The 19,929-nt window shown below is 71.0% G+C and carries 19 protein-coding genes and 3 tRNA genes; 10 read left to right on the forward strand and 12 right to left on the reverse strand.

The window, feature by feature from the left end; genetic code table 11:
- Positions 1 to 498: 498 nt before the first annotated feature.
- Positions 499 to 1,350, reverse strand: coding sequence for a hypothetical protein (locus tag ACFC1X_RS19380; protein WP_376355229.1), 852 nt, complete (start codon positions 1,348 to 1,350; stop codon positions 499 to 501).
- Positions 1,351 to 1,570: 220 nt separating this feature from the next.
- Here ACFC1X_RS19380 and ACFC1X_RS19385 point away from each other — a divergent pair, with 220 nt between their 5' ends.
- On the forward strand, positions 1,571 to 2,665 hold the full coding sequence (locus ACFC1X_RS19385) for a Leu/Phe/Val dehydrogenase (RefSeq protein WP_376355231.1): 1,095 nt from the start codon (positions 1,571 to 1,573) through the stop codon (positions 2,663 to 2,665).
- A gap of 320 nt (positions 2,666 to 2,985) precedes the next feature.
- Complete coding sequence (locus ACFC1X_RS19390) at positions 2,986 to 3,240, forward strand: DUF3073 domain-containing protein (protein ID WP_003974884.1); 255 nt, start codon at positions 2,986 to 2,988, stop codon at positions 3,238 to 3,240.
- 69 nt (positions 3,241 to 3,309) lie between these two features.
- Here ACFC1X_RS19390 and purM read toward each other — a convergent pair whose 3' ends face one another.
- From purM to purS, 9 genes are all read right to left on the reverse strand, one after another.
- Positions 3,310 to 4,377, reverse strand: a complete 1,068-nt coding sequence (gene purM, locus ACFC1X_RS19395; protein WP_376355234.1) for a phosphoribosylformylglycinamidine cyclo-ligase — start codon at positions 4,375 to 4,377, stop codon at positions 3,310 to 3,312.
- 47 nt (positions 4,378 to 4,424) lie between these two features.
- On the reverse strand, positions 4,425 to 5,951 hold the full coding sequence (purF, locus tag ACFC1X_RS19400; protein ID WP_376355236.1) for an amidophosphoribosyltransferase: 1,527 nt from the start codon (positions 5,949 to 5,951) through the stop codon (positions 4,425 to 4,427).
- Between the two features lie 62 nt (positions 5,952 to 6,013).
- Positions 6,014 to 6,802 (reverse strand): META domain-containing protein, encoded by a 789-nt coding sequence (locus tag ACFC1X_RS19405; RefSeq protein ID WP_376355238.1) that lies wholly within the window; start codon positions 6,800 to 6,802, stop codon positions 6,014 to 6,016.
- Positions 6,803 to 6,864: 62 nt separating this feature from the next.
- Positions 6,865 to 7,662 carry a sterol carrier family protein gene (locus ACFC1X_RS19410; protein WP_376355240.1) on the reverse strand — a complete coding sequence of 266 codons (798 nt, stop codon included), beginning with the start codon at positions 7,660 to 7,662 and terminating at the stop codon, positions 6,865 to 6,867.
- A gap of 10 nt (positions 7,663 to 7,672) precedes the next feature.
- The gene (locus tag ACFC1X_RS19415) at positions 7,673 to 8,506 is read right to left on the reverse strand and encodes a M23 family metallopeptidase (RefSeq protein WP_376355242.1); all 834 of its coding nucleotides are present in this window, start codon (positions 8,504 to 8,506) and stop codon (positions 7,673 to 7,675) included.
- Between the two features lie 28 nt (positions 8,507 to 8,534).
- On the reverse strand, positions 8,535 to 9,041 hold the full coding sequence (locus ACFC1X_RS19420) for an ArsR/SmtB family transcription factor (protein ID WP_376355244.1): 507 nt from the start codon (positions 9,039 to 9,041) through the stop codon (positions 8,535 to 8,537).
- 122 nt (positions 9,042 to 9,163) lie between these two features.
- Positions 9,164 to 11,422 (reverse strand): phosphoribosylformylglycinamidine synthase subunit PurL, encoded by a 2,259-nt coding sequence (gene purL, locus ACFC1X_RS19425; RefSeq protein ID WP_376355246.1) that lies wholly within the window; start codon positions 11,420 to 11,422, stop codon positions 9,164 to 9,166.
- Entirely contained in the window at positions 11,419 to 12,099 is a 681-nt protein-coding gene (purQ, locus tag ACFC1X_RS19430; protein ID WP_376355248.1) for a phosphoribosylformylglycinamidine synthase subunit PurQ, read from the reverse strand. The genes purL and purQ overlap by 4 nt, the downstream gene beginning before the upstream one ends.
- A complete protein-coding gene (purS, locus tag ACFC1X_RS19435; RefSeq protein WP_365643086.1) occupies positions 12,096 to 12,368 on the reverse strand; it encodes a phosphoribosylformylglycinamidine synthase subunit PurS in 273 nt (90 codons plus the stop codon). The genes purQ and purS overlap by 4 nt, the downstream gene beginning before the upstream one ends.
- Before the next feature lie 340 nt (positions 12,369 to 12,708).
- Here purS and ACFC1X_RS19440 point away from each other — a divergent pair, with 340 nt between their 5' ends.
- From ACFC1X_RS19440 to ACFC1X_RS19475, 8 genes are all read left to right on the forward strand, one after another.
- Positions 12,709 to 13,026, forward strand: coding sequence for an Lsr2 family protein (locus tag ACFC1X_RS19440; protein WP_064728688.1), 318 nt, complete (start codon positions 12,709 to 12,711; stop codon positions 13,024 to 13,026).
- Between the two features lie 127 nt (positions 13,027 to 13,153).
- A tRNA-Gly gene (locus tag ACFC1X_RS19445) sits at positions 13,154 to 13,225 on the forward strand.
- Positions 13,226 to 13,305: 80 nt separating this feature from the next.
- Positions 13,306 to 13,378, forward strand: a tRNA-Gly gene (locus ACFC1X_RS19450).
- Positions 13,379 to 13,520: 142 nt separating this feature from the next.
- Positions 13,521 to 14,513 carry an ABC transporter ATP-binding protein gene (locus ACFC1X_RS19455; protein WP_376355250.1) on the forward strand — a complete coding sequence of 331 codons (993 nt, stop codon included), beginning with the start codon at positions 13,521 to 13,523 and terminating at the stop codon, positions 14,511 to 14,513.
- Positions 14,510 to 15,325 (forward strand): ABC transporter permease, encoded by an 816-nt coding sequence (locus tag ACFC1X_RS19460; RefSeq protein WP_376355252.1) that lies wholly within the window; start codon positions 14,510 to 14,512, stop codon positions 15,323 to 15,325. The genes ACFC1X_RS19455 and ACFC1X_RS19460 overlap by 4 nt, the downstream gene beginning before the upstream one ends.
- Before the next feature lie 47 nt (positions 15,326 to 15,372).
- Positions 15,373 to 16,635, forward strand: a complete 1,263-nt coding sequence (locus ACFC1X_RS19465; protein WP_376355521.1) for a sensor histidine kinase — start codon at positions 15,373 to 15,375, stop codon at positions 16,633 to 16,635.
- A gap of 11 nt (positions 16,636 to 16,646) precedes the next feature.
- Positions 16,647 to 17,249, forward strand: coding sequence for a response regulator transcription factor (locus ACFC1X_RS19470; protein WP_122617087.1), 603 nt, complete (start codon positions 16,647 to 16,649; stop codon positions 17,247 to 17,249).
- 23 nt (positions 17,250 to 17,272) lie between these two features.
- A tRNA-Gly gene (locus tag ACFC1X_RS19475) sits at positions 17,273 to 17,345 on the forward strand.
- A 60-nt stretch (positions 17,346 to 17,405) separates the two neighbouring features.
- On the opposite strand, the gene ACFC1X_RS19480 is transcribed toward ACFC1X_RS19475, so the two are convergent.
- Together ACFC1X_RS19480 and ACFC1X_RS19485 are read right to left on the reverse strand one after the other, a co-directional pair.
- On the reverse strand, positions 17,406 to 18,305 hold the full coding sequence (locus ACFC1X_RS19480; RefSeq protein WP_376355254.1) for a phosphoribosylaminoimidazolesuccinocarboxamide synthase: 900 nt from the start codon (positions 18,303 to 18,305) through the stop codon (positions 17,406 to 17,408).
- 85 nt (positions 18,306 to 18,390) lie between these two features.
- Complete coding sequence (locus tag ACFC1X_RS19485; RefSeq protein ID WP_376355256.1) at positions 18,391 to 19,851, reverse strand: N,N-dimethylformamidase beta subunit family domain-containing protein; 1,461 nt, start codon at positions 19,849 to 19,851, stop codon at positions 18,391 to 18,393.
- Between the last annotated feature and the right edge of the window lie 78 nt (positions 19,852 to 19,929).

Here is a 19,929-nt window from a genome sequence, read left to right on the forward strand (position 1 = left end):
TTCATTCCTCTAAATTCTGCACCTTGACCCGCGTTGCCCGAAATGGCGGACGCGAGTCGAGTCGGTTATAGGACGAACGGCTTGTCCTCGGCACTACAACTACACCATCTGTCCAGCCGCGTCGGCCAAACCGATGGAATTGCCCTCCCAGGTGTTCATCAGCGACGGAAGCCGATGGACCATGCCATAGCGGACAGTCACGCCACTGTGACGATCAGTCACAGGGCGATCAGGAGTCACGAGACCCCCCAAAGCGTGCAATGCTGAGAATCCGCCCACAGTGCATCACAGCAGGACGGAAGGAGCCCTCCCCGGGCTCCTTGTCCTATTTTGGCATGAGGAGGGGGAAGGGGCGCAAGAGTGATGTACGTGCGGTCCGTCACGCTTGACGCACATGCCCGGATCGGGACCTACGTCCCTTGTTGACAAGGCATCAGCACATCCGTGACGGGTGTCGGATCGGAAGACGAAACCTCAAAACGGGCGGTACGTCAAACGTCAGTTCGCCGAGCGCCGGTCCCGGACCGACCGCCAGCGCTCCACCAGCCGCCCGTACGCCTCCCCCGCGGTGGCCGGGTCGCCGTCGCGCAGCGCCTCGATCCCCTCGGCCACGTCCGCCGCGGAGTGGTCGTCCTCCAGCTCCCCGGCCGGCACGGCGTGCACGAGCCCGCCGTAGTCCAGCTCCACGAGGGAGCGCGGGTGGAATTCCTCCAGCCAGCGCCCGACGTCCATCAGTCCGTCGATCAGCGGACCCTCGTCCACGGCCTCCTTCAGGGCCCGCAGCCCCCGGGCCACCCGCCGCCGGGCCTGCACCATCGGCGTCCGGTAGCGCAGTACCGGCGCGGTCGGCCCCTGGTCGTCGCCGCCCTTGTCGTACTCCCGCTCCGCGTCGGAGACCAGCACGAACCAGTTGATCGGCACCTGCCAGGTGGCCGTGCGGATCCAGGGGCGGGCGTCGGGGTTGCGCTCCAGCCAGCGCTCGTAGTCCTGCGTGGTCTCACGGCGTACGACCGGGGGGATCAGGGCGTCCAGGACGGGCTCCGGGAAGTCCCCGGCCAGCTCTCCCAGGGCCTGCCAGCCGCGCAGCCGGGTCCGCCAGGGGCAGACGCAGACCACTCCGTCGACCTCCGCCACGAAGGCGTCGGCGCTCTCGTGCACCGGCACCGCCACCGGCGGGGTGGGGAGCAGGTCGGCCAGGGAGCGGCGCAGCTCCACCTGGTAGGAGGGCAGGTCGGGGCGGCGGGCGTACCGGGCCCAGTGCTCGCGCTCCGGCTCGCGGAAGGCGGCCAGCGGTTCGTACACACGCAGGTACGCCGCGTAGGGGACGATCACCGAGGACACCTTGGGCACGCCTGCTCCCTCCCCCGCGCACCGCACCGAAAACCTGCCGGAGCCGATCACAAACGCGCGGGAACCTCAGCAAATCGTCGCACGCCCGTACTCCGTGCGGAGGTGATCCTGGGCACGGTGCGGCGAGGGGGCCCCGTCAGGCTCTAATCTCGTGCCACAGTCCCCGCCACCCTCACGGGGACAGGTCTCCACCCGCCGAACCTACACAGGAGTCACCACCGTGACCGACGTAACCGGCGCACCTGCTGATGTACTGCACACCCTGTTCCACTCGGACCAGGGGGGTCATGAGCAAGTCGTGCTCTGCCAGGACCGGGCCAGCGGCCTCAAGGCCGTCATCGCCCTCCACAACACCGCCCTGGGCCCCGCGCTCGGCGGTACCCGCTTCTACCCGTACGCCAGCGAGGCGGACGCCGTCGCCGACGCGCTGAACCTCGCGCGCGGGATGTCGTACAAGAACGCCATGGCCGGTCTCGACCACGGTGGCGGCAAGGCCGTGATCATCGGCGACCCGGAGCTGATCAAGAGCGAGGAGCTGCTCCTCGCCTACGGCCGGTTCGTCGCCTCGCTCGGCGGCCGGTACGTCACCGCGTGCGACGTCGGCACCTACGTGGCCGACATGGACGTCGTGGCCCGCGAGTGCCAGTGGACCACCGGGCGCTCCCCCGACAACGGCGGCGCCGGCGACTCCTCCGTACTCACCGCCTTCGGCGTCTACCAGGGCATGCGGGCCTCCGCCCAGCATCTGTGGGGCGACCCGACGCTGCGCGACCGCACCGTCGGCATCGCGGGCGTCGGCAAGGTCGGTCACCACCTGGTCGAGCACCTGCTCGCCGAGGGCGCGCACGTGGTCGTCACCGACGTGCGCAAGGACGTCGTGCGGGCCCTCACCGAGCGGCACCCCTCGGTGATCGCCGTCGCCGACACCGAGGCGCTGATCCGGGTGGAGAACCTCGACATCTACGCCCCCTGCGCGCTCGGGGGTGCGCTCGACGACGACTCCGTGCCGGTGCTGACCGCCCGGGTGGTGTGCGGCGCCGCCAACAACCAGCTCGCCCACCCGGGGGTGGAGAAGGACCTCGCCGACCGCGGGATCCTCTACGCGCCGGACTACGTGGTGAACGCCGGCGGTGTCATCCAGGTCGCCGACGAGCTGCACGGCTTCGACTTCGAGCGGTGCAAGGCGAAGGCGGCGAAGATCTTCGACACCACGCTGGCCATATTCGCACGTGCGAATGAGGACGGTATTCCGCCGGCCGCCGCGGCCGACCGGATCGCCGAGCAGCGGATGGCGGAGGCGCGCCCGCGGGGGTGATCCCGCGGCGGTCCTCCGGTGATCGGGCAGGGCCCTCGCAGGTTTGACCGGTACCCGTCGGGGGGAGTTGGAGAGAACTCTCACTTATCCCGGCGGGTCGACCGTCGAAAGGTGGTTAAAATCGCCGTTGACCAGCGAGGACGGGGCGCCTCGAAGGTCCTGGGGATGGCCACGTGCTGCGGGCGACGTACCGTATGGGCGTGGGCTCAGGTACCGTGGAAGCCCTACGGACCGGTCTCTCCACGGAGAGCCCGTTCCGGACCATGAACGCGTGTCAAGACTCTGGGGCCGTCGAGCCCCGTCGTTGAGGGGGTCGAGCCATGGGGCGCGGCCGGGCCAAGGCCAAGCAGACGAAGGTCGCCCGCCAGCTGAAGTACAACAGCGGTGGGACTGATCTCTCCCGCCTGGCCGAGGAGCTGGGCGCATCGCCGTCGAATTCGCAACCGCCGAATGGCGAGCAATTCGAGGACGATGAGCAAGACGATGACGTGTACGCCAAGTACGCCGACCTCTATGAGGACGACGACGAGGACGAGGACGGCCAGTCCCCGAGCCAACAGCGACGCGGCGCTTGACCTTGCACTGAGCACCTTCCCGGTCGGTGACGGATGTCACCGGCCGGGTTCTGTGCTACCCGCGGGGTCTCAGCCGGCGTAGTCGCCCACCAGTGCCGCGCCCGTCTCGTGGTCCGTGCGGTCGGTGATCTCGCCGGCCACCCAGGCGTCCACGCCGCGGTCGGCCAGGGTCGTCAGGGCCACGTCCGTCGATTCCTCGGGCACGATCGCGATCATGCCCACGCCCATGTTCAGGGTCTTCTCCAGCTCCAGGCGCTCGACCCGGCCGGTGCGGCCGACGAGGTCGAAGATCGCGCCCGGGGTCCAGGTGGAGCGGTCGACGACGGCGTGCAGTCCGTCGGGGATCACACGGGCCAGGTTGGCCGCGAGGCCGCCGCCGGTGACGTGGCTGAAGGCGTGGACCTCGGTGGTGCGCAGGAGGGCCAGGCAGTCCAGGGAGTAGATCTTGGTCGGCTCCAGCAGTTCCTCGCCGAGGGTGCGGCCCAAACCGTCCAGATGGGCGTCGAGCGCGAGGCCGCCCTCGTTCAGCAGGACGTGCCGGACGAGCGAGTACCCGTTCGAGTGAAGCCCGGAGGACGCCATGGCGATCACCGCGTCACCCGTACGGATGCGATCGGGGCCGAGCAGCCGGTCGGCCTCCACGACGCCCGTACCGGCGCCGGCGACGTCGAAGTCGTCCTCGCCGAGCAGGCCGGGGTGCTCGGCGGTCTCGCCGCCCACCAGGGCACAGCCGGCCAGGACACACCCTTCGGCGATGCCCTTGACGATCGCGGCGACGCGCTCGGGGTGGACCTTGCCGACGCAGATGTAGTCGGTCATGAAGAGCGGCTCGGCGCCGCACACCACGATGTCGTCCATGACCATGGCGACCAGGTCGTGGCCGATGCTGTCGTAGACGCCCAGCTGGCGGGCGATGTCGACCTTGGTGCCGACGCCGTCGGTGGCGGAGGCGAGCAGGGGGCGCTCGTAGTTCTTGAGGGCGGAGGCGTCGAAGAGCCCGGCGAAGCCGCCGATGCCGCCGAGGACCTCGGGGCGGCGGGTCTTCTTCACCCATTCCTTCATGAGCTCGACGGCGCGGTCGCCCGCCTCGATGTCGACGCCCGCGGCTGCGTAGCTGGCACCAGTTGTGTCAGGCATGACGATGAGAACCTTCGTGTCGTACGGCAGGTATTGCGGACGGACGGCTACGGGCGACGGATGGCGTCGGCGGCGGCCGTACCGGCGGGCCCGGCGGCCAGCTCGGTCTCCAGGAGCTGCTTGCCGAGCAGCTCGGGGTCGGGGAGCTCCATCGGGTATTCGCCGTCGAAGCAGGCACGGCACAGGTTCGGCTTGGCGATGGTGGTCGCCTCGATCATGCCGTCGATGGAGATGTAGGCGAGGGAGTCGGCGCCCATGGAGGTGCCGATCTCCTCGACACTCATGCCGTTGGCGATGAGCTCGGCGCGGGTGGCGAAGTCGATGCCGAAGAAGCAGGGCCACTTCACCGGCGGGGACGAGATCCGGATGTGGACCTCGGCGGCGCCGGCCTCGCGGAGCATGCGGACCAGGGCCCGCTGGGTGTTGCCGCGGACGATGGAGTCGTCCACGACGACCAGCCGCTTGCCCTTGATGACTTCCTTCAGGGGGTTCAGCTTCAGGCGGATGCCCAGCTGGCGGATGGTCTGCGAGGGCTGGATGAAGGTGCGGCCGACGTAGGCGTTCTTGACCAGGCCGTTGCCGAAGGGGATGCCGGAGGCCTCGGCGTACCCGATGGCGGCGGGCGTGCCGGACTCCGGGGTCGCTATGACCAGGTCGGCCTCGGCGGGGGCCTCCTTCGCCAGCTTGCGGCCCATCTCGACGCGCGAGAGGTAGACGTTGCGGCCGGCGATGTCCGTGTCCGGGCGGGCCAGGTACACGTATTCGAAGACGCAGCCCTTGGGCTTCGCTTCCGCGAATCGCGAAGTGCGCAGGCCGTTCTCGTCGATGGCGACGAACTCGCCCGGCTCGATCTCCCGGACGTAGCTGGCGCCGCAGATGTCGAGGGCGGCGGACTCGGAGGCGACCACCCAGCCGCGCTCCAGCCGCCCGAGGACCAGCGGGCGGATGCCCTGCGGGTCACGGGCGGCGTAGAGGGTGTGCTCGTCCATGAAGACGAGGGAGAAGGCGCCGCGCACCTGGGGCAGCACCTTGCCGGCCGCCTCCTCGATGGTCAGCGGCTTGCCGTCGTCGTCCACCTGGCCCGCGAGCAGGGCCGTGACCAGGTCGGTGTCGTTGGTCGCCGCGACCCGGGTGGAGCGGCCGTCCTGCTTGGGCAGGTCGGCGACCATCTCGGCGAGCTGGGCGGTGTTGACGAGGTTGCCGTTGTGCCCGAGCGCGATGGAACCCTGCGCGGTGGCACGGAACGTCGGCTGGGCGTTCTCCCACACGGAGGCACCGGTGGTCGAGTAGCGGGCGTGACCGACCGCGATATGACCCTGGAGCGAACCGAGCGAGGTCTCGTCGAAGACCTGGGAGACCAGGCCCATGTCCTTGAAGACGAGGATCTGGGAACCGTTGCTTACCGCGATACCCGCGGATTCCTGGCCTCGATGCTGGAGGGCGTAGAGCCCGAAGTAGGAGAGCTTTGCGACCTCTTCGCCAGGAGCCCAGACACCGAAGACGCCGCATGCGTCCTGGGGGCCCTTCTCGCCTGGAAGCAGATCGTGATTGAGTCGACCGTCACCACGTGGCACGCCACCGAGTGTAGGCGAGATCGACCACTGGTCCGAATTGGGGATTTCGGCTCACCAGTGGATCACTGATCGGCCACGGCTCGCACGGTCGTCCCGTCTTCGCTGGTCAGGGTGAGGGTTTCCTGATCGATCCGGTAATCGACCGGACCCTTGAGGAAGCTCAGCATCCGCTTCTCGGCGTCCATGAGTGAGCCTTCGCACATCATTCGGGTCGTGGAAGGGGCGCTGACGGTGATACGCCCGTCGCTGACGGTGGCCTTGGCGTTGACGCGGTTGCAGGGGAGGCGGCCGGAGACGGTCTTGGCCTCCGGGTCGAAGGTGAGGTGGGCGCGGTCCTGCTGGGCCGGGTCGGTCACGGTCCACTTCGTGCCGTACAGGGACGCGTCCTTCGCCCGGCTGAGCTTGACGGTGTCGCCCCCGGAGGTGGTGAACGTCAGGCGGTCGCCCTTGCTCTCGGTGGTGAGCGTGCCGGTGGTGAGGGCGCGGCCGAGGGACTTCTCGAACTCGACGGGCGTCTTGTCGCAGGCCTTCTCGGTGAACATGGCGTCACTGAGCCGGACGCGTTCGCCCTTGACGTCGGCGCGCGCGCTGAAGGTGTTGCAGCCGGTGCTGCCCTCCGCCGCGCCGGCGTCGTCGATCCGGACCCGTGCCTCGTCCGGTGCCTTGTGGGTGGTGCCGTCGACGGTGACGCTGTCGATGCTCCACTGCACGCCGGTGATGGGCTTTCCGGCGCCTACGGAGGCGCTGCCGTCGTCCGCCTTCTCGCTGCCGCAGGCCGCGGCGAGCGGGACGAGCGCGGCGACGGCCGCCACGGTCAGGGTCTTCCTTCGCTGCTGCTTCTGCCTGTACATGGCGATTCGACGGAGGACTGGAGGATCTGGTTCCCCTCGCTCTCCTCGCGGCCGTCGCCCGGTCAGCCGAGCAGGGGCAGCAGCTCGCCCAGGTCGGCCCGCTCGCCGCTCGCGCTCAGCTTCGCCTCGGCCACGGCGTCCTTCCAGGTCAGCCGCCCGGTGGCCAGCCGGACCCAGGTCAGCGGGTCGGTCTCGACGACGTTGGGCGGGGTGCCCCGGGTGTGCCGGGGGCCCTCGACGCACTGGACGACGGCGTACGGCGGGATCCGCACCTCGGTCGAGGCGCCGGGCGCCTTCACGGCGAGCGCGTCGGCGAGCAGCCGGGTCGCGGCGGCCAGCGCCTGCCGGTCGAGGGGGATGTCAAGGCCGGGCACGGCGGCGGTGAGGTCGTCGGTGTGCACGACGAGTTCGACGGTGCGGGTGACGACGTAGTCGGCGAGCGGCAGCGCGCCCGCGCTGGTGGGGAGCAGCCGGCTGCCCGGGTGGGTGTCGAGGCGCTCGGTGAAGCGCCGCTCGACATCGGCGAGGTGGGCGTCGAGGTCGGGGTGCTCGGCGGCCAGGCGCCGGGCGGTGGCGGCGATGGCGTCCGCGTCGGCGGCGATCGCGCACGGCCAGTCGAGCAGCCGCCCGTCCTGCCGCACGGGCTCGGGCTCGCCGAGCAGCCGGTCCACGGCGGTCAACGCCATCCCGACATGCGCGACCAGCTCCCGCACGGTCCAGTCCCCGAGCCGGGTCGGCAGCGCGAGCTGCTCGGCCGTGAGACTACGGACGGCCGCCCGCACATTCCCGAACTGAGCGAGGACGGCGGCACGGGTGCGGGCGGGGTCGTAGGCGCGGGGGCGTCTTCTGGCGGGCGGCATGGGGGTGAGCCTATGCGGGTGCGCCGGTCGCTGAGGGGGTCTCGAAGACCTCGCCGTTGCGCGGGACGCCGATGTCACGCCAGGTGAAGGGGACGCCCCGGGCGGTGTCCGGGTCGGGGCCGTCCATCAGCTGGAAGTGGACGTGCGGCTCGGTGGAGTTGCCGGAGTTGCCGCAGCGGCCGAGGACCTGCCCGGCGGTGACCCGGTCGCCCTCGCGGACGGCCAGGGAGCCGCGCTGGACGTGGGCGTACAGGGCGTGGGTGCCGTCGCCGAGGTCGATGACGACGTGGTTGCCGATGATGCGGCGGACGCCGGCCAGCTCGCGGACCGAGCCCTCCAGGATCATCAGGTACAGCAGCGCGGGCAGCGAGTTGCGGCTCAGGTGGTCGCGCTGGGTGTCGGAGACCCGGACGACGGTGCCGTCGGCCACCGCGAGCAGCGGGGCGCCGAACGCCGGGAAGTCGCGGTTGCGGCGGGCGATCGGCCACAGCACGCGGAAGCCGGGGCGGGCGCCGGGCTTCGGCTCGGCGACGAGGTCGATGGCGAAGGTCTGCCCGTAGGCGTGGATGCCGTGGCTCGGGGTGCGGTCGGCCGGGCTGTTCAGCGCGGACCAGCGGCCGGTCACGGGCGGGCCGACCTCGACGGGCTCGCGGGCGGTGCCGGGGGCGTCCGGGGCGCCGCCCCAGCGGTTGACCACGGTGATCAGGACGTACGCCAGGACCAGCGGCAGGAAGTTCCACCACCAGGCGTGGTCCAGGTCGAACAGCACGCTGGCGGCCACCGCGCACAGGAAGGCCACTTGCAGCAGCCGGAAGACGAGCATGGCGAGCTTGCGGACGGACATCGTTCCCCCTGGTTCGTGATGGTCCCGGTCAGTGCCGGGCCGTCGACAACGCCACCAGCAGCGGTACGACCCGCCCCGGCGGCACCTCGTGGCGGCCCCGGCCGGTGGCGTGCAGCCAGCCGGCGCCGGTGAGCTGGCGCAGGTGGTGGTAGATCTGGCCGGTCGTGCCCACGCCGTCCAGCTCCGCCAGTTCGGCCGCGGTGCGCCGGCCGCCGAGGATCTCGCGCAGCAGCCGCAGCCGTACCGGATGGCCGAGCGCGGCGAACACCTCGGCGCTCTCCGCCCAGTCGGCGTCCATCAGGCCGTCGGTGAGCGTGCCGTGCTGCCAGCCGTACTGCTCCCCGGTCGGGAGGCGGACGGCACCGGTGAACAGGACGCCGCCGTCGGCCGCTCCCAGCTCGGCGAGCTGCTCCTTCAGCCCCTCCAGGGCCCAGAAGTCGCCCTCACCCGGGCCGGGAGCCGGTCGGTCCCCGGCCTCCTCCAGTGCCGCCAGCCGCCGTTCGAGGTCGTCGACGCGTTGTTCCAGTTGCTCCACTCCTTCGAGATTACGTAACTACGTAATCTCGCGCAAGGTCCTGCTCCCCGTATCCCGGCGGCCGGGACATGCGGAAGGGCCGCCCGGAAGATTCCGGACGGCCCTTTCACGTGGTGCGATTCCTAGGCGAGGAGCCCCGGGATCGTCCCCTCGTGGGCCTCGCGCAGGTCGGTCAGGGGGAGGGAGAACTCGCCCTGGACCTCCACCGCGTCGCCGTCGACGACACCGACGCGGGTGACGGGCAGGCCGCGCGCGCCGCACATGTCGTTGAAGCGGACCTCCTCCGAACGCGGGACGGCGACGACCGCGCGGCCCGCCGACTCCGAGAAGAGGAAGGTGAAGGCGTCGAGCCCGTCCGGTACGACCAGACGCGCGCCCCTGCCGCCGAGCAGCGCCGACTCCACGACCGCCTGCACCAGACCGCCGTCGGACAGGTCGTGCGCGGAGTCGATCATGCCGTCGCGTGAGGCGGAGATCAGGATCTCGGCGAGGAGGCGTTCGCGCTCCAGGTCGACCTTGGGCGGCAGGCCGCCGAGGTGGTCGTGGACCACCTGGGACCAGGCCGAGCCGCCGAACTCCTCACGCGTGTCGCCGAGGAGGTACAGCAGCTGGCCGTCCTCCTGGAAGGCGACCGGCGTGCGCCGGGCCACGTCGTCGATGACGCCGAGGACCGCCACGACCGGGGTCGGGTGGATGGCCGCCTCGCCCGTCTGGTTGTAGAGCGAGACGTTGCCGCCGGTCACCGGGGTGCCGAGCTGCAGGCAGCCGTCGGCCAGGCCGCGCACGGCCTCCGCGAACTGCCACATGACCGCCGGGTCCTCCGGCGAGCCGAAGTTCAGGCAGTCGGAGACCGCGAGCGGCTTGGCGCCGGTCGTCGCGACGTTGCGGTACGCCTCCGCGAGGGCCAGCTGCGCGCCCGTGTACGGGTCGAGCTTGGCGTAGCGGCCGTTGCCGTCGGTGGCGATGGCGACGCCGAGGCCGGACTCCTCGTCCACGCGGATCATGCCCGAGTCCTCGGGCTGGGCGAGGACGGTGTTGCCCTGCACGAAGTGGTCGTACTGCTGGGTGATCCACTGCTTGGACGCCTGGTTCGGCGAGCCGACCAGCTTCAGGACCTGGTCCTTCAGCTCGTCGGACGACTGCGGCCGGGGCAGCTTGTTCGCGTCGTCGGCCTGGAGGGCGTCCTGCCACTCGGGGCGGGCGTAGGGGCGCTCGTAGACCGGGCCGTCGTGGGCGACGGTGCGCGGGTCGACGTCGACGATCTTGCCGCCGTGCCAGTAGATCTCCAGGCGGTCGCCGTCGGTGACTTCACCGATGACGGTGGCGATGACGTCCCACTTGTCGCAGATCTCCAGGAAGCGGTCGACCTTCTCCGGCTCGACGACCGCGCACATGCGTTCCTGCGACTCGCTCATGAGGATTTCCTCGGGCGAGAGGGTCGAGTCACGGAGGGGGACGTCGTCCAGGGTGACGCGCATGCCGCCGGAGCCGTTGGAGGCCAGCTCGGAGGTGGCGCAGGACAGGCCGGCCGCGCCGAGGTCCTGGATGCCGACGACCAGCTTCTCCTTGAACGCCTCCAGGGTGCACTCGATGAGGAGCTTCTCCTGGAAGGGGTCGCCGACCTGGACCGCGGGGCGCTTGGACGGCTTGGCGTCGTCGAAGGTCTCGGAGGCCAGGATCGACGCGCCGCCGATGCCGTCGCCGCCGGTGCGGGCGCCGTACAGGATGACCTTGTTGCCCGCGCCGGACGCCTTGGCGAGGTGGATGTCCTCGTGCCGCATGACGCCGATGGCACCGGCGTTGACCAGCGGGTTGCCCTGGTAGCAGGCGTCGAAGACGACCTCGCCGCCGATGTTGGGCAGGCCCAGGCAGTTGCCGTAGCCGCCGATGCCGGCGACGACGCCGGGCAGGACGCGCTTGGTGTCGGGGTGGTCCGCGGCGCCGAAACGCAGCGGGTCCACGACGGCGATGGGACGCGCGCCCATAGCGATGATGTCGCGCACGATGCCGCCGACGCCGGTCGCGGCGCCCTGGTAGGGCTCCACGTACGACGGGTGGTTGTGCGACTCGACCTTGAAGGTGACCGCGTAGCCCTGGCCGACGTCGACGACACCGGCGTTCTCGCCGATGCCGACGAGCATCGCGTCGGACTGGGGGGCCTTCTCGCCGAACTGGCGCAGGTGGACCTTGCTGCTCTTGTACGAGCAGTGCTCGGACCACATGACGGAGTACATGGCGAGTTCCGCGCCGGTCGGGCGGCGGCCGAGGATCTCCACCACCCGCTCGTACTCGTCCTTCTTCAGGCCCAGCTCGGCCCAGGGCAGCTCGACGTCGGGGGTCGCGGTCGCGTGCTCGACCGTGTCCAGAGGCGTCCGGCTCATGCGTTGACCAGCTTCTTGAGGATCGAGGTGAAGAACGGGAGGCCGTCGGTGCGGCCGGTGCCGATCAGCGGCTCGACGGCGTGCTCGGGGTGCGGCATGAGGCCGACGACGTTGCCCGCGGCGTTGGTGATGCCCGCGATGTCGTTGAGCGAGCCGTTCGGGTTGAAGTCGACGTAACGGAACGCGACCCGGCCCTCGGCCTCCAGCTCGTCCAGCGTCCGCTGGTCGGCGACGTACCGCCCGTCCATGTTCTTCAGCGGGATGTGGATCTCCTGGCCGGCGGTGTAGTCGCTGGTCCAGGCCGTGCCCGCGTTCTCCACCCGCAGCTTCTGGTCGCGGCAGATGAAGTGCAGGTGGTCATTGCCGAGCATGCCGCCGGGCAGCAGGTGGGCCTCCGTGAGGATCTGGAACCCGTTGCAGATGCCCAGTACCGGAAGACCGGCCTTCGCCTGGTCGATGACGGTGTCCATCACCGGCGAGAAACGCGCGATGGCGCCGGCCCGCAGATAGTCGCCGTAAGAGAAACCACCGCAGAGCACCACGGCGTCGACCTGCTTGAGGTCCTTGTCCTTGTGCCAGAGGGCGACGGGTTCGGCGCCGGCGACGCGGATCGCGCGCTGCGTGTCCCTGTCGTCGAGACTGCCGGGGAAAGTGACGACGCCAATACGAGCGGTCACTTCACGGCCCCCGCGACTGCGTCTTCCGACTCGACCTTGACGGTGAAGTCCTCGATCACGGTGTTGGCGAGGAAGGATTCCGCAAGATCATGGATGCGGGCGAGGGCCGCGTCGTCGACGGGCCCGTCCACTTCCAGTTCGAATCGCTTTCCCTGGCGGACGTCCGAGATCCCTTCGAAACCCAGCCGCGGCAGTGCGCGCTGCACCGCCTGGCCCTGGGGGTCGAGGATCTCCGGCTTGAGCATGACGTCGACTACGACGCGTGCCACTGGCACTCCCGGTGTGTGGTGCTGAGCAGGTTCCATCAGACTACCCGTACAAAATTTCTACGCGCGTAGCCTTGGAGGAAACTACGTGAGCCCGATCACGATTGGGCATCGGCGGGGGACGTCCGCGAAAAGCTTCGGGAAAGATCCCGGATCGAACCCGGACACCTATTGCGCGGCGGACACGCCAAGAGATTTAGTCGGGCTTCACATTGCAATGCCGGGCACTGTACAAATGAAATGTCATTAGCCGATACTTTGCCCAATTACAGGCGAACAGTCGGCATCATCGCGGCGTCTTGGCACGTCATCGCGGAGATGCCGCACGAAGGGACCGATATTCGTGGCGCAGCGTGTCGTGGTCACTCTCTTTGACGACATCGACGGCTCGGAAGCGGCGGAGACGATCGCCTTCGGTGTGGACGGCCGGATGTACGAGATCGACCTGAACGAAACCAATGCCCGGAAACTGCGCAAGGCCCTGGAGCCGTACGTGTCGGCCGGCCGCAAGCGGTCGAGGTCCGGCAAGGCGTACCGGCAGACGGAGGTCGCGCCGGACCCGGCGGCGGTCCGCGCCTGGGCCCAGGCCAACAAGATGGACGTGCCCGCGCGGGGCCGGATCCCGAAGAAGGTGTACGAGGCGTTCGCCGCGGCCCGGTGAGCCCGGCGGCGGCCGACGGCCGCTCAGTCGCCCCTCGCGGCAACCGACTTGCGCGGCACCCCGGGTGATCAGCTAAAGTCTGGAGCACGCCGAGGGGCGAGGCCGCAGGGCCCGGCTCACGGAACATGCGGGTGTAGTTCAGTAGTAGAACATCCCCCTTCCAGGGGGAAGGCGCAGTGTGCAATTCCTGTCACCCGCTCTGCATCGCCGTACCGATGACCCGATTGGATCAGGTAGGCTGGTGCTCGCACCGATCGGTGAAGGCCGGTCGGCGGCAATGCGGACGTAGCTCAGTTGGTAGAGCGCAACCTTGCCAAGGTTGAGGTCGCGAGTTCGAGCCTCGTCGTCCGCTCGGGAATCAGACCCCGGTCCTCCACGGACCGGGGTCTTTTCGTGCGCCCGGCGACCCCGGCCCCACCCCCTCTGACATTTGTCATGTCCGGTGATGACGGCCCGCACTGTTACGCGGCCCGGATGCCCGGAAGGCTTGAAGCATGCAAACCAACGGACACGAACACGTGATTGAGGTCACCGACCTGCGGCGGGTGTACGGGGGCGGGTTCGAGGCCGTGCGCGGTATCGACTTCTCCGTGCGCCGCGGCGAGGTCTTCGCGCTGCTGGGCACCAACGGCGCCGGCAAGACCTCAACGGTCGAACTGCTGGAAGGGCTCGCCGCCCCGGCCGGCGGCCGGGTGCGCGTCCTCGGGCACGACCCCTACACCGAGCGGGCCGCCGTACGCCCCCGCACCGGGGTCATGCTCCAGGAGGGCGGTTTCCCCTCCGAGCTGACCGTCGCCGAGACGGCCCGCATGTGGGCGGGGTGCGTGAGCGGCGCCCGTCCGCCGGCCGAGGTCCTGGAGCTGGTCGGACTGGAGTCGAAGACCGACACCCGCGTGAAGCAGCTCTCCGGGGGCCAGCGGCGCCGGCTCGACCTGGCGCTCGCGCTGCTCGGCGACCCCGAGGTGCTCTTCCTCGACGAGCCCAGCACCGGACTGGACGCCGAAGGCCGCCGGGACACCTGGGAGTTGGTGAGCGCCCTGCAGGAGCAGGGCACGACCGTGCTGCTGACCACGCACTACCTCGAAGAGGCCGAGAACCTCGCCGACCGGCTCGCGATCATGCACGAGGGCCGGATCGCCGCCACCGGCACCCCGGCCGAGGTGACCGCCGCACAGCCGTCCCGGATCTCCTTCGAACTGCCCGCGGGCTACTTCGTCGGCGACCTGCCGCCGCTCGACGGCATGGGAGTCAGCGGCCACGAGGTCGAGGGCCGGATGGTGAAGCTGCGCACCCGCGAACTCCAGCGCGCGGCCACCGGCCTGCTGGTGTGGGCCGGCCAGGCCGGAGTCGAACTGCGCCGCCTGGACGTCCGCTCGGCCTCCCTCGAAGAAGCCTTCCTGAGCATCGCCAAAGAGGTGTCCGCGAGGACCGCCGACGGGGCGTCCGACGGAACGGCTCCGGAGACGACGAAGGAGTACGCGACATGAGCGCCATCAGTACGAAGGACGCCGCGGCACCCGCCGTGAAGCCCCCGGTCAGCACGCCGAGGACGCGCATGACCGCCCTCGCCCGCGCCGAACTGACCCTGCTCGGACGGAACAAGGGCACCCTCTTCGCCGCGCTGTTCGTGCCGCTCGTGCTGCCGCTCAGCGTGAAGTCGGCGGCCAAGGAGATGGACCTCGCCGGGGCCGGACTGACCACCGGCACGCTGGTCCTGCCCGCCGCGATCGGCTTCTCCCTGCTGTTCGCCGTCTACTCGGCCCTCGTCGGCGTCTTCGTCGTCCGCCGCGAGGAACTCGTCCTCAAGCGGCTGCGCACCGGCGAACTGCGCGACGTGGAGATCCTCGCCGGATCCGCGACGCCCGCCCTGCTCAGCGGGCTCGTGCAGTCCCTGCTGCTCGCCGTGGGCTGCGCCGTACTGCTCGACCTGTCCGCGCCGTCCGCGGTCCACCTCTCCGTCCTCGGGCTGCTGCTCGGCCTGGTGCTGTGCGCCGCGCTCGCCGGGGTCACCGCGAGCTTCACCAGGACCGGGGAGAGCGCGCAGGTCACGCCGCTGCCGTTCATGTTCGTCTCGATGCTCGGCTCCGGCATGTTCGTCCCGCTGGAGCTGCTCCCCGACCGCCTGGCCGCCGTCTGCGAGCTGCTGCCGATGACGCCGGTGATCACCCTGGTGCGCGGCGGCTGGACCGGCGACCTGTCGGGCGGCGAGGCACTGGGCGCCGTGGTGACGGCGGTGGCCTGGACCGTGGTCGCGGTGTTTGCTGTACGACGGTGGTTCCGCTGGGAGCCACGGCACTGACGTACGGGACGGGCGAGACGTACGGGATGAGCGGGAGCGGCGGGCGGATGCGCAGGCCAGGCGGATGGTGGCGGCGGAAGAACACGCCGGAGAAGGTGGAGACGTACACGCGGTGGTCGTTCCACTTCTTCGGGGTGTGCGAGATCGGCGGCATCGGCCTGTCGACCTACGGCCAGGTGGGGCCGGGGCTCGCGACCGTGCTCTCCCTGATGGTCGTCGCGCACGCCGCGGTGTGCATGGCGACCGCTTCACGGGCCCTGGACTGGACCCTCGGCCGCCGGCCGCGGCCGGTACGGCGGCTGTGGACGCTCGGCGCGGTCACCGCCCTCCTCGCGATCGCCGCGGTCGCTCTGGTGGAGCACGGACCCCGGGGCGCGGAGGTCGACTCCGCGGCCCTCGGTGTCTTCGTGGGAGTGCAGGGCTTCGGCGTCGGCGTGCTGGCCCTCGGTGTGCACGACCAGCGGCGGCGCGTCATGGGCCTGGTCGTCGGCTTCGCGGCGGGCGGAGGTGTCGTGGCGTTCGCGCTGGGCCTGTCCTGGATCAGCGCGCTGATCACGGCGTGCGCGCTGGTGGTGGGCGGCGCGTTCCTCGCCTTCACCGCGGTGTTCTCCGTCTGGCTGCTCAAGGCGGTCTACGCGCTCGACGACGCCAAGGAGACCCGGGCCCGGCTCGCGGTCGCCGAGGAGCGGCTGCGGTTCGGCCGGGACCTGCACGACGTGATGGGGAGGAACCTGGCGGTGATCGCGCTCAAGAGCGAACTGGCCGTCCAGCTGTCCCGGCGCGGGCGGCCGGAGGCGGTGGAGCAGATGATCGAGGCGCAGCGCATCGCGCAGGAGTCGCAGCGCGAGGTCCGGGACGTCGTACGCGGCTACCGGGAGGTCGACCTGGAGGTCGAGCTGGCCGGTGCCCGGGGCGTGCTCTCGGCGGCGGGCATCGTGGCGGAGGTCACCGGCGGGACGGCCGGGCTGCCCGCCGAGGTGCAGTCGGCGCTGGGCTGGGTGGTGCGGGAGGCGACCACGAACGTGCTGCGGCACGGGGACGCCAAGAGGGTGGCCGTGGCGGTGCGGATGTCGGAAGGGCGGGTAGTGCTGACGGTGGAGAACGACGGAGTCCTGGAGGGGACCGGCCCCTCGGCGGACGCGGACGCGCCCGCCGGGACCGGCGGTTCCGGGCTGGCCGGGCTGCGGGAGCGGCTGTCCGTGGTGGACGGGACGCTGGAGGCGGGGACCGTGCGCAAGGGCGTGTTCCGGGTGACGGCCGAGGTGCCGCTGCCCCCGCACACCCCGGCCGCGCGGGAGGTGGCGCCGTGACGACCACCCCGGTGCGGGTGCTGCTCGCCGACGACGAGCACCTCATCCGCGGCGCCCTGGCCGCCCTGCTGTCCCTGGAGGACGACCTCGTCGTGGTCGCCGAGGCGGCCACCGGTCCCGAGGCCCTGGCGATGGCGCGGGCCCACGCGCCGGACGTCGCCGTACTGGATCTGCAGATGCCCGGCGCCGACGGTGTGAAGGTCGCCACATCGCTGCGGGCCGAGCTGCCCGCCTGCAAGGTGCTGATCGTGACCAGTCACGGCCGGCCCGGGCACCTGAAACGGGCGCTCGCGGCGGGGGTGCGCGGGTTCGTGCCCAAGACGACCAGCGCCCAGCGGCTCGCCGAACTGATCCGCACGGTGCACGCCGGAAACCGTTACGTCGACCCCGAGTTGGCCGCCGACGCGATCTCCGCCGGGGACTCGCCGCTGACCGCGCGCGAGACGGAAGTACTGGAACACGCCGCCGACGGCGCGCCCGTATCGGAGATCGCGGAGCGCGCCGCGCTCGCCGAGGGGACCGTGCGGAACTACCTGTCCTCGGCCGCCGGCAAGCTCGGGGCGGAGAACCGGCACGCGGCGGTGCGCCTCGCACGGGAGCGGGGTTGGGTATAGTGGCTGACGCGCCACGGCGCAGTGCGAACGTAGCTCAGTTGGTAGAGCGCAACCTTGCCAAGGTTGAGGTCGCGAGTTCGAACCTCGTCGTTCGCTCCGTGTGAGAAGCCCCCGGCTCCGGCCGGGGGCTTCTTCGTGTCCGCGGGGCCGCGGCCGCTACGACCAGCTCAGGCCGGTCAGGAGTTCGTACGCCTCGACGTACTTGGCGCGGGTGGCGTCCACGACCTGCTGCGGCAGCGGCGGCGGGGGCTGCTCGCTCCCGCGATCCCAGCCGGACTCCGCCGAGGTCAGCCAGTCCCGCACGAACTGCTTGTCGTACGACGGCTGCGCGCGGCCCGGCTGCCACTGGTCGGCCGGCCAGAACCGGGACGAGTCCGGGGTGAGGACCTCGTCGGCGAGGACCAGGTCGTCCCCGTCGAAGCCGAACTCGAACTTGGTGTCCGCGAGGACGATGCCGCGCTCGCGGGCGATGTCGCGGGCGCGGGAGTAGACGGCGAGGGTGGCCTGGCGCAGGGCGACGGCGGTGTCCGCCCCGACCTGGCGGGCGACCTCCTCGTAGGAGACGTTCTCGTCGTGCTCGCCGACCTCGGCCTTGGTGGCCGGGGTGAAGATCGGGGCGGGCAGCTCCGAGCCGTCGACGAGGCCCTCGGGGAGGGCGAGGCCGCAGACGGTGCGGGTCTGGTCGTACTCCGCGAGCCCGGAGCCGGTGAGGTAGCCGCGGGCCACGCACTCCACGGGGACCATCCGCAGCGACTTGCAGACCAGGGCGCGGCCCTCCCAGTCGGCGGGGGCGCCGGGGGGCAGCTCGGTGCTCAGGACGTGGTTGGGGGCCAGGTCGGCGAGCTGGTCGAACCACCACAGGGAGAGCTGGGTGAGGACCCGGCCCTTGTCCGGGATCTCGGTCGGCAGCACCCAGTCGTAGGCGGAGATGCGGTCGCTGGCGACCATCACGAGGTCGCCCGCCTCGTTCCGGTACAGCTCGCGCACCTTGCCGGTGTGCAGGTGCACCAGACCCGGAACCTGGATCGGCTCGGGCTTTTCAACGAATCCGGACACGGTTCCTCCCCGTGGTTCTGTCCAATGGCTCGATTGTCCCTGACGGGCGGGGGATCGGGGACGGCGGGTCGGGCCCGGGGGTGGGTCAGTCCCGTTTGCAGATGCGGTCCAGGAGGTTGGCGGTGGCGCGCTGGACGCGTGGGTCGACGTGGCCGGGGCGGTCCAGGGCCGGGGACCACGCGAACGTCCCGGACGCGAAGACCCAGGCGCCCGACGGGGCCCGGTACAGCGAGGTCTCCTGGTGGCGCCGGGCGCCGTGCGCGTCGGTGTACGGGGAGTGGGCGAGCAGGACCCGCTCGTCGTGCGCGGGGAGCGCGGTGCGCGGGAAGTAGCGGTCGGCCTCGCCCGCCACCAGGTCCTCGATCGGGTCGCCCTCGTGGGCGCCGGTGGCCTCCCAGAGCCAGTGACCGGCGTTGCGGACGATCATCGGGTGCGGTTCGGGGACGCGGCCGGCGTACTGGATGCCGAGCAGCTGCTGCTCGGGGCGGTCGATCTCCCGCCACAGCGCCGGCCGGCCCGGGCCTCGGCGCTTGCGGCAGGTCAGCAGGCGGTCGGGGGCGCTGGACGGCGACGGGGCCAGGTCCACCTGCCAGTACATGGTGTTGGCGGAGAGGAAGACCAGGGACGTGCCCCGCTCGCGGGCGAGTTCCGTGGTGCGGCGCATGGCGGCGGACCAGTACTCGTCGTGGCCGGGGAAGACCAGGCCCCGGTAGCGGGACGGGTCGATCCGGCCGGAGTGCAGGTCGCGGGCGTCGGCGTAGGCGAGGTCGTAGCCGTAGCGCTCGGCGAAGCGGATGAAGTCGTAGGCGTGGCCGACGTGCAGCGGCAGCCCCGCGCCCGCGTAGGGCCGGTCGAAGGAGACGGTCGTGGCGGCGTCCGCCTCGCCGAGCAGCCGGCCCTCCTCGTCCCAGGCGTGGTAGAGGCTGGCTCCGGTGCGGCCGTCCTCCGGGTACAGGTTGTACGCCTGCCAGGTGATGTCCGGCAGCAGGAGCAGCAGGTCGGCCGGGTGGCTGTCGCGGACCGTGAAGGGGACGTGGGAGCGGTGGCCGTCGGCGGTGGTGAGGACGGCGACGTAGGCGCCGATGCTCCAGTACGACGGGATCTGGAGCCGCCAGGACAGCCACCAGTGGTGGCAGGAGACCGTGCGGTCGGCGGTGAGCGGCGGGGGCTGGACCATGCCGGACAGGCGGGGGCTGGTGGTGATCTTGGCGGCGCCGTCACCGCCGTAGTGGCCGATCCGGTAGACGTCGACACTGAACTGCTGCGGCGGGTCGACGGTGATGTGGAAGTCGATGGCCTCGCCGGGGGCGGCGGCGCCGGTGGCGGTGAAGCCCTTGATCTGGCGGCGGACGTCGTCGGCGGCGCGCGGGCCGCCGCGCTGGGCGGGGACGGTGTCCTGGTCCGCGTACCAGGCGACGACCTGGCCGGTGTCGCCGAAGTACGTCTCGCCGCCGCGCAGCCACGGGAGGGGCCCCTGTCCGAAGGGGTCCGTCACGGCGTGCGCGAGTGCTCCCGACTCCCAGCGGCGGATCTGCTCGGACCCCATGGGACCGCCCCCTCCCTCGTGCCCCCGTGGTCATGCGTATGACGAACGCCCTTGCCATGTGCTCGATTCGGTCCCAGC

Origin of the sequence: Streptomyces sp. NPDC056128 (genome assembly GCF_042263835.1) — a bacterium.
Classification (GTDB): domain Bacteria; phylum Actinomycetota; class Actinomycetes; order Streptomycetales; family Streptomycetaceae; genus Streptomyces.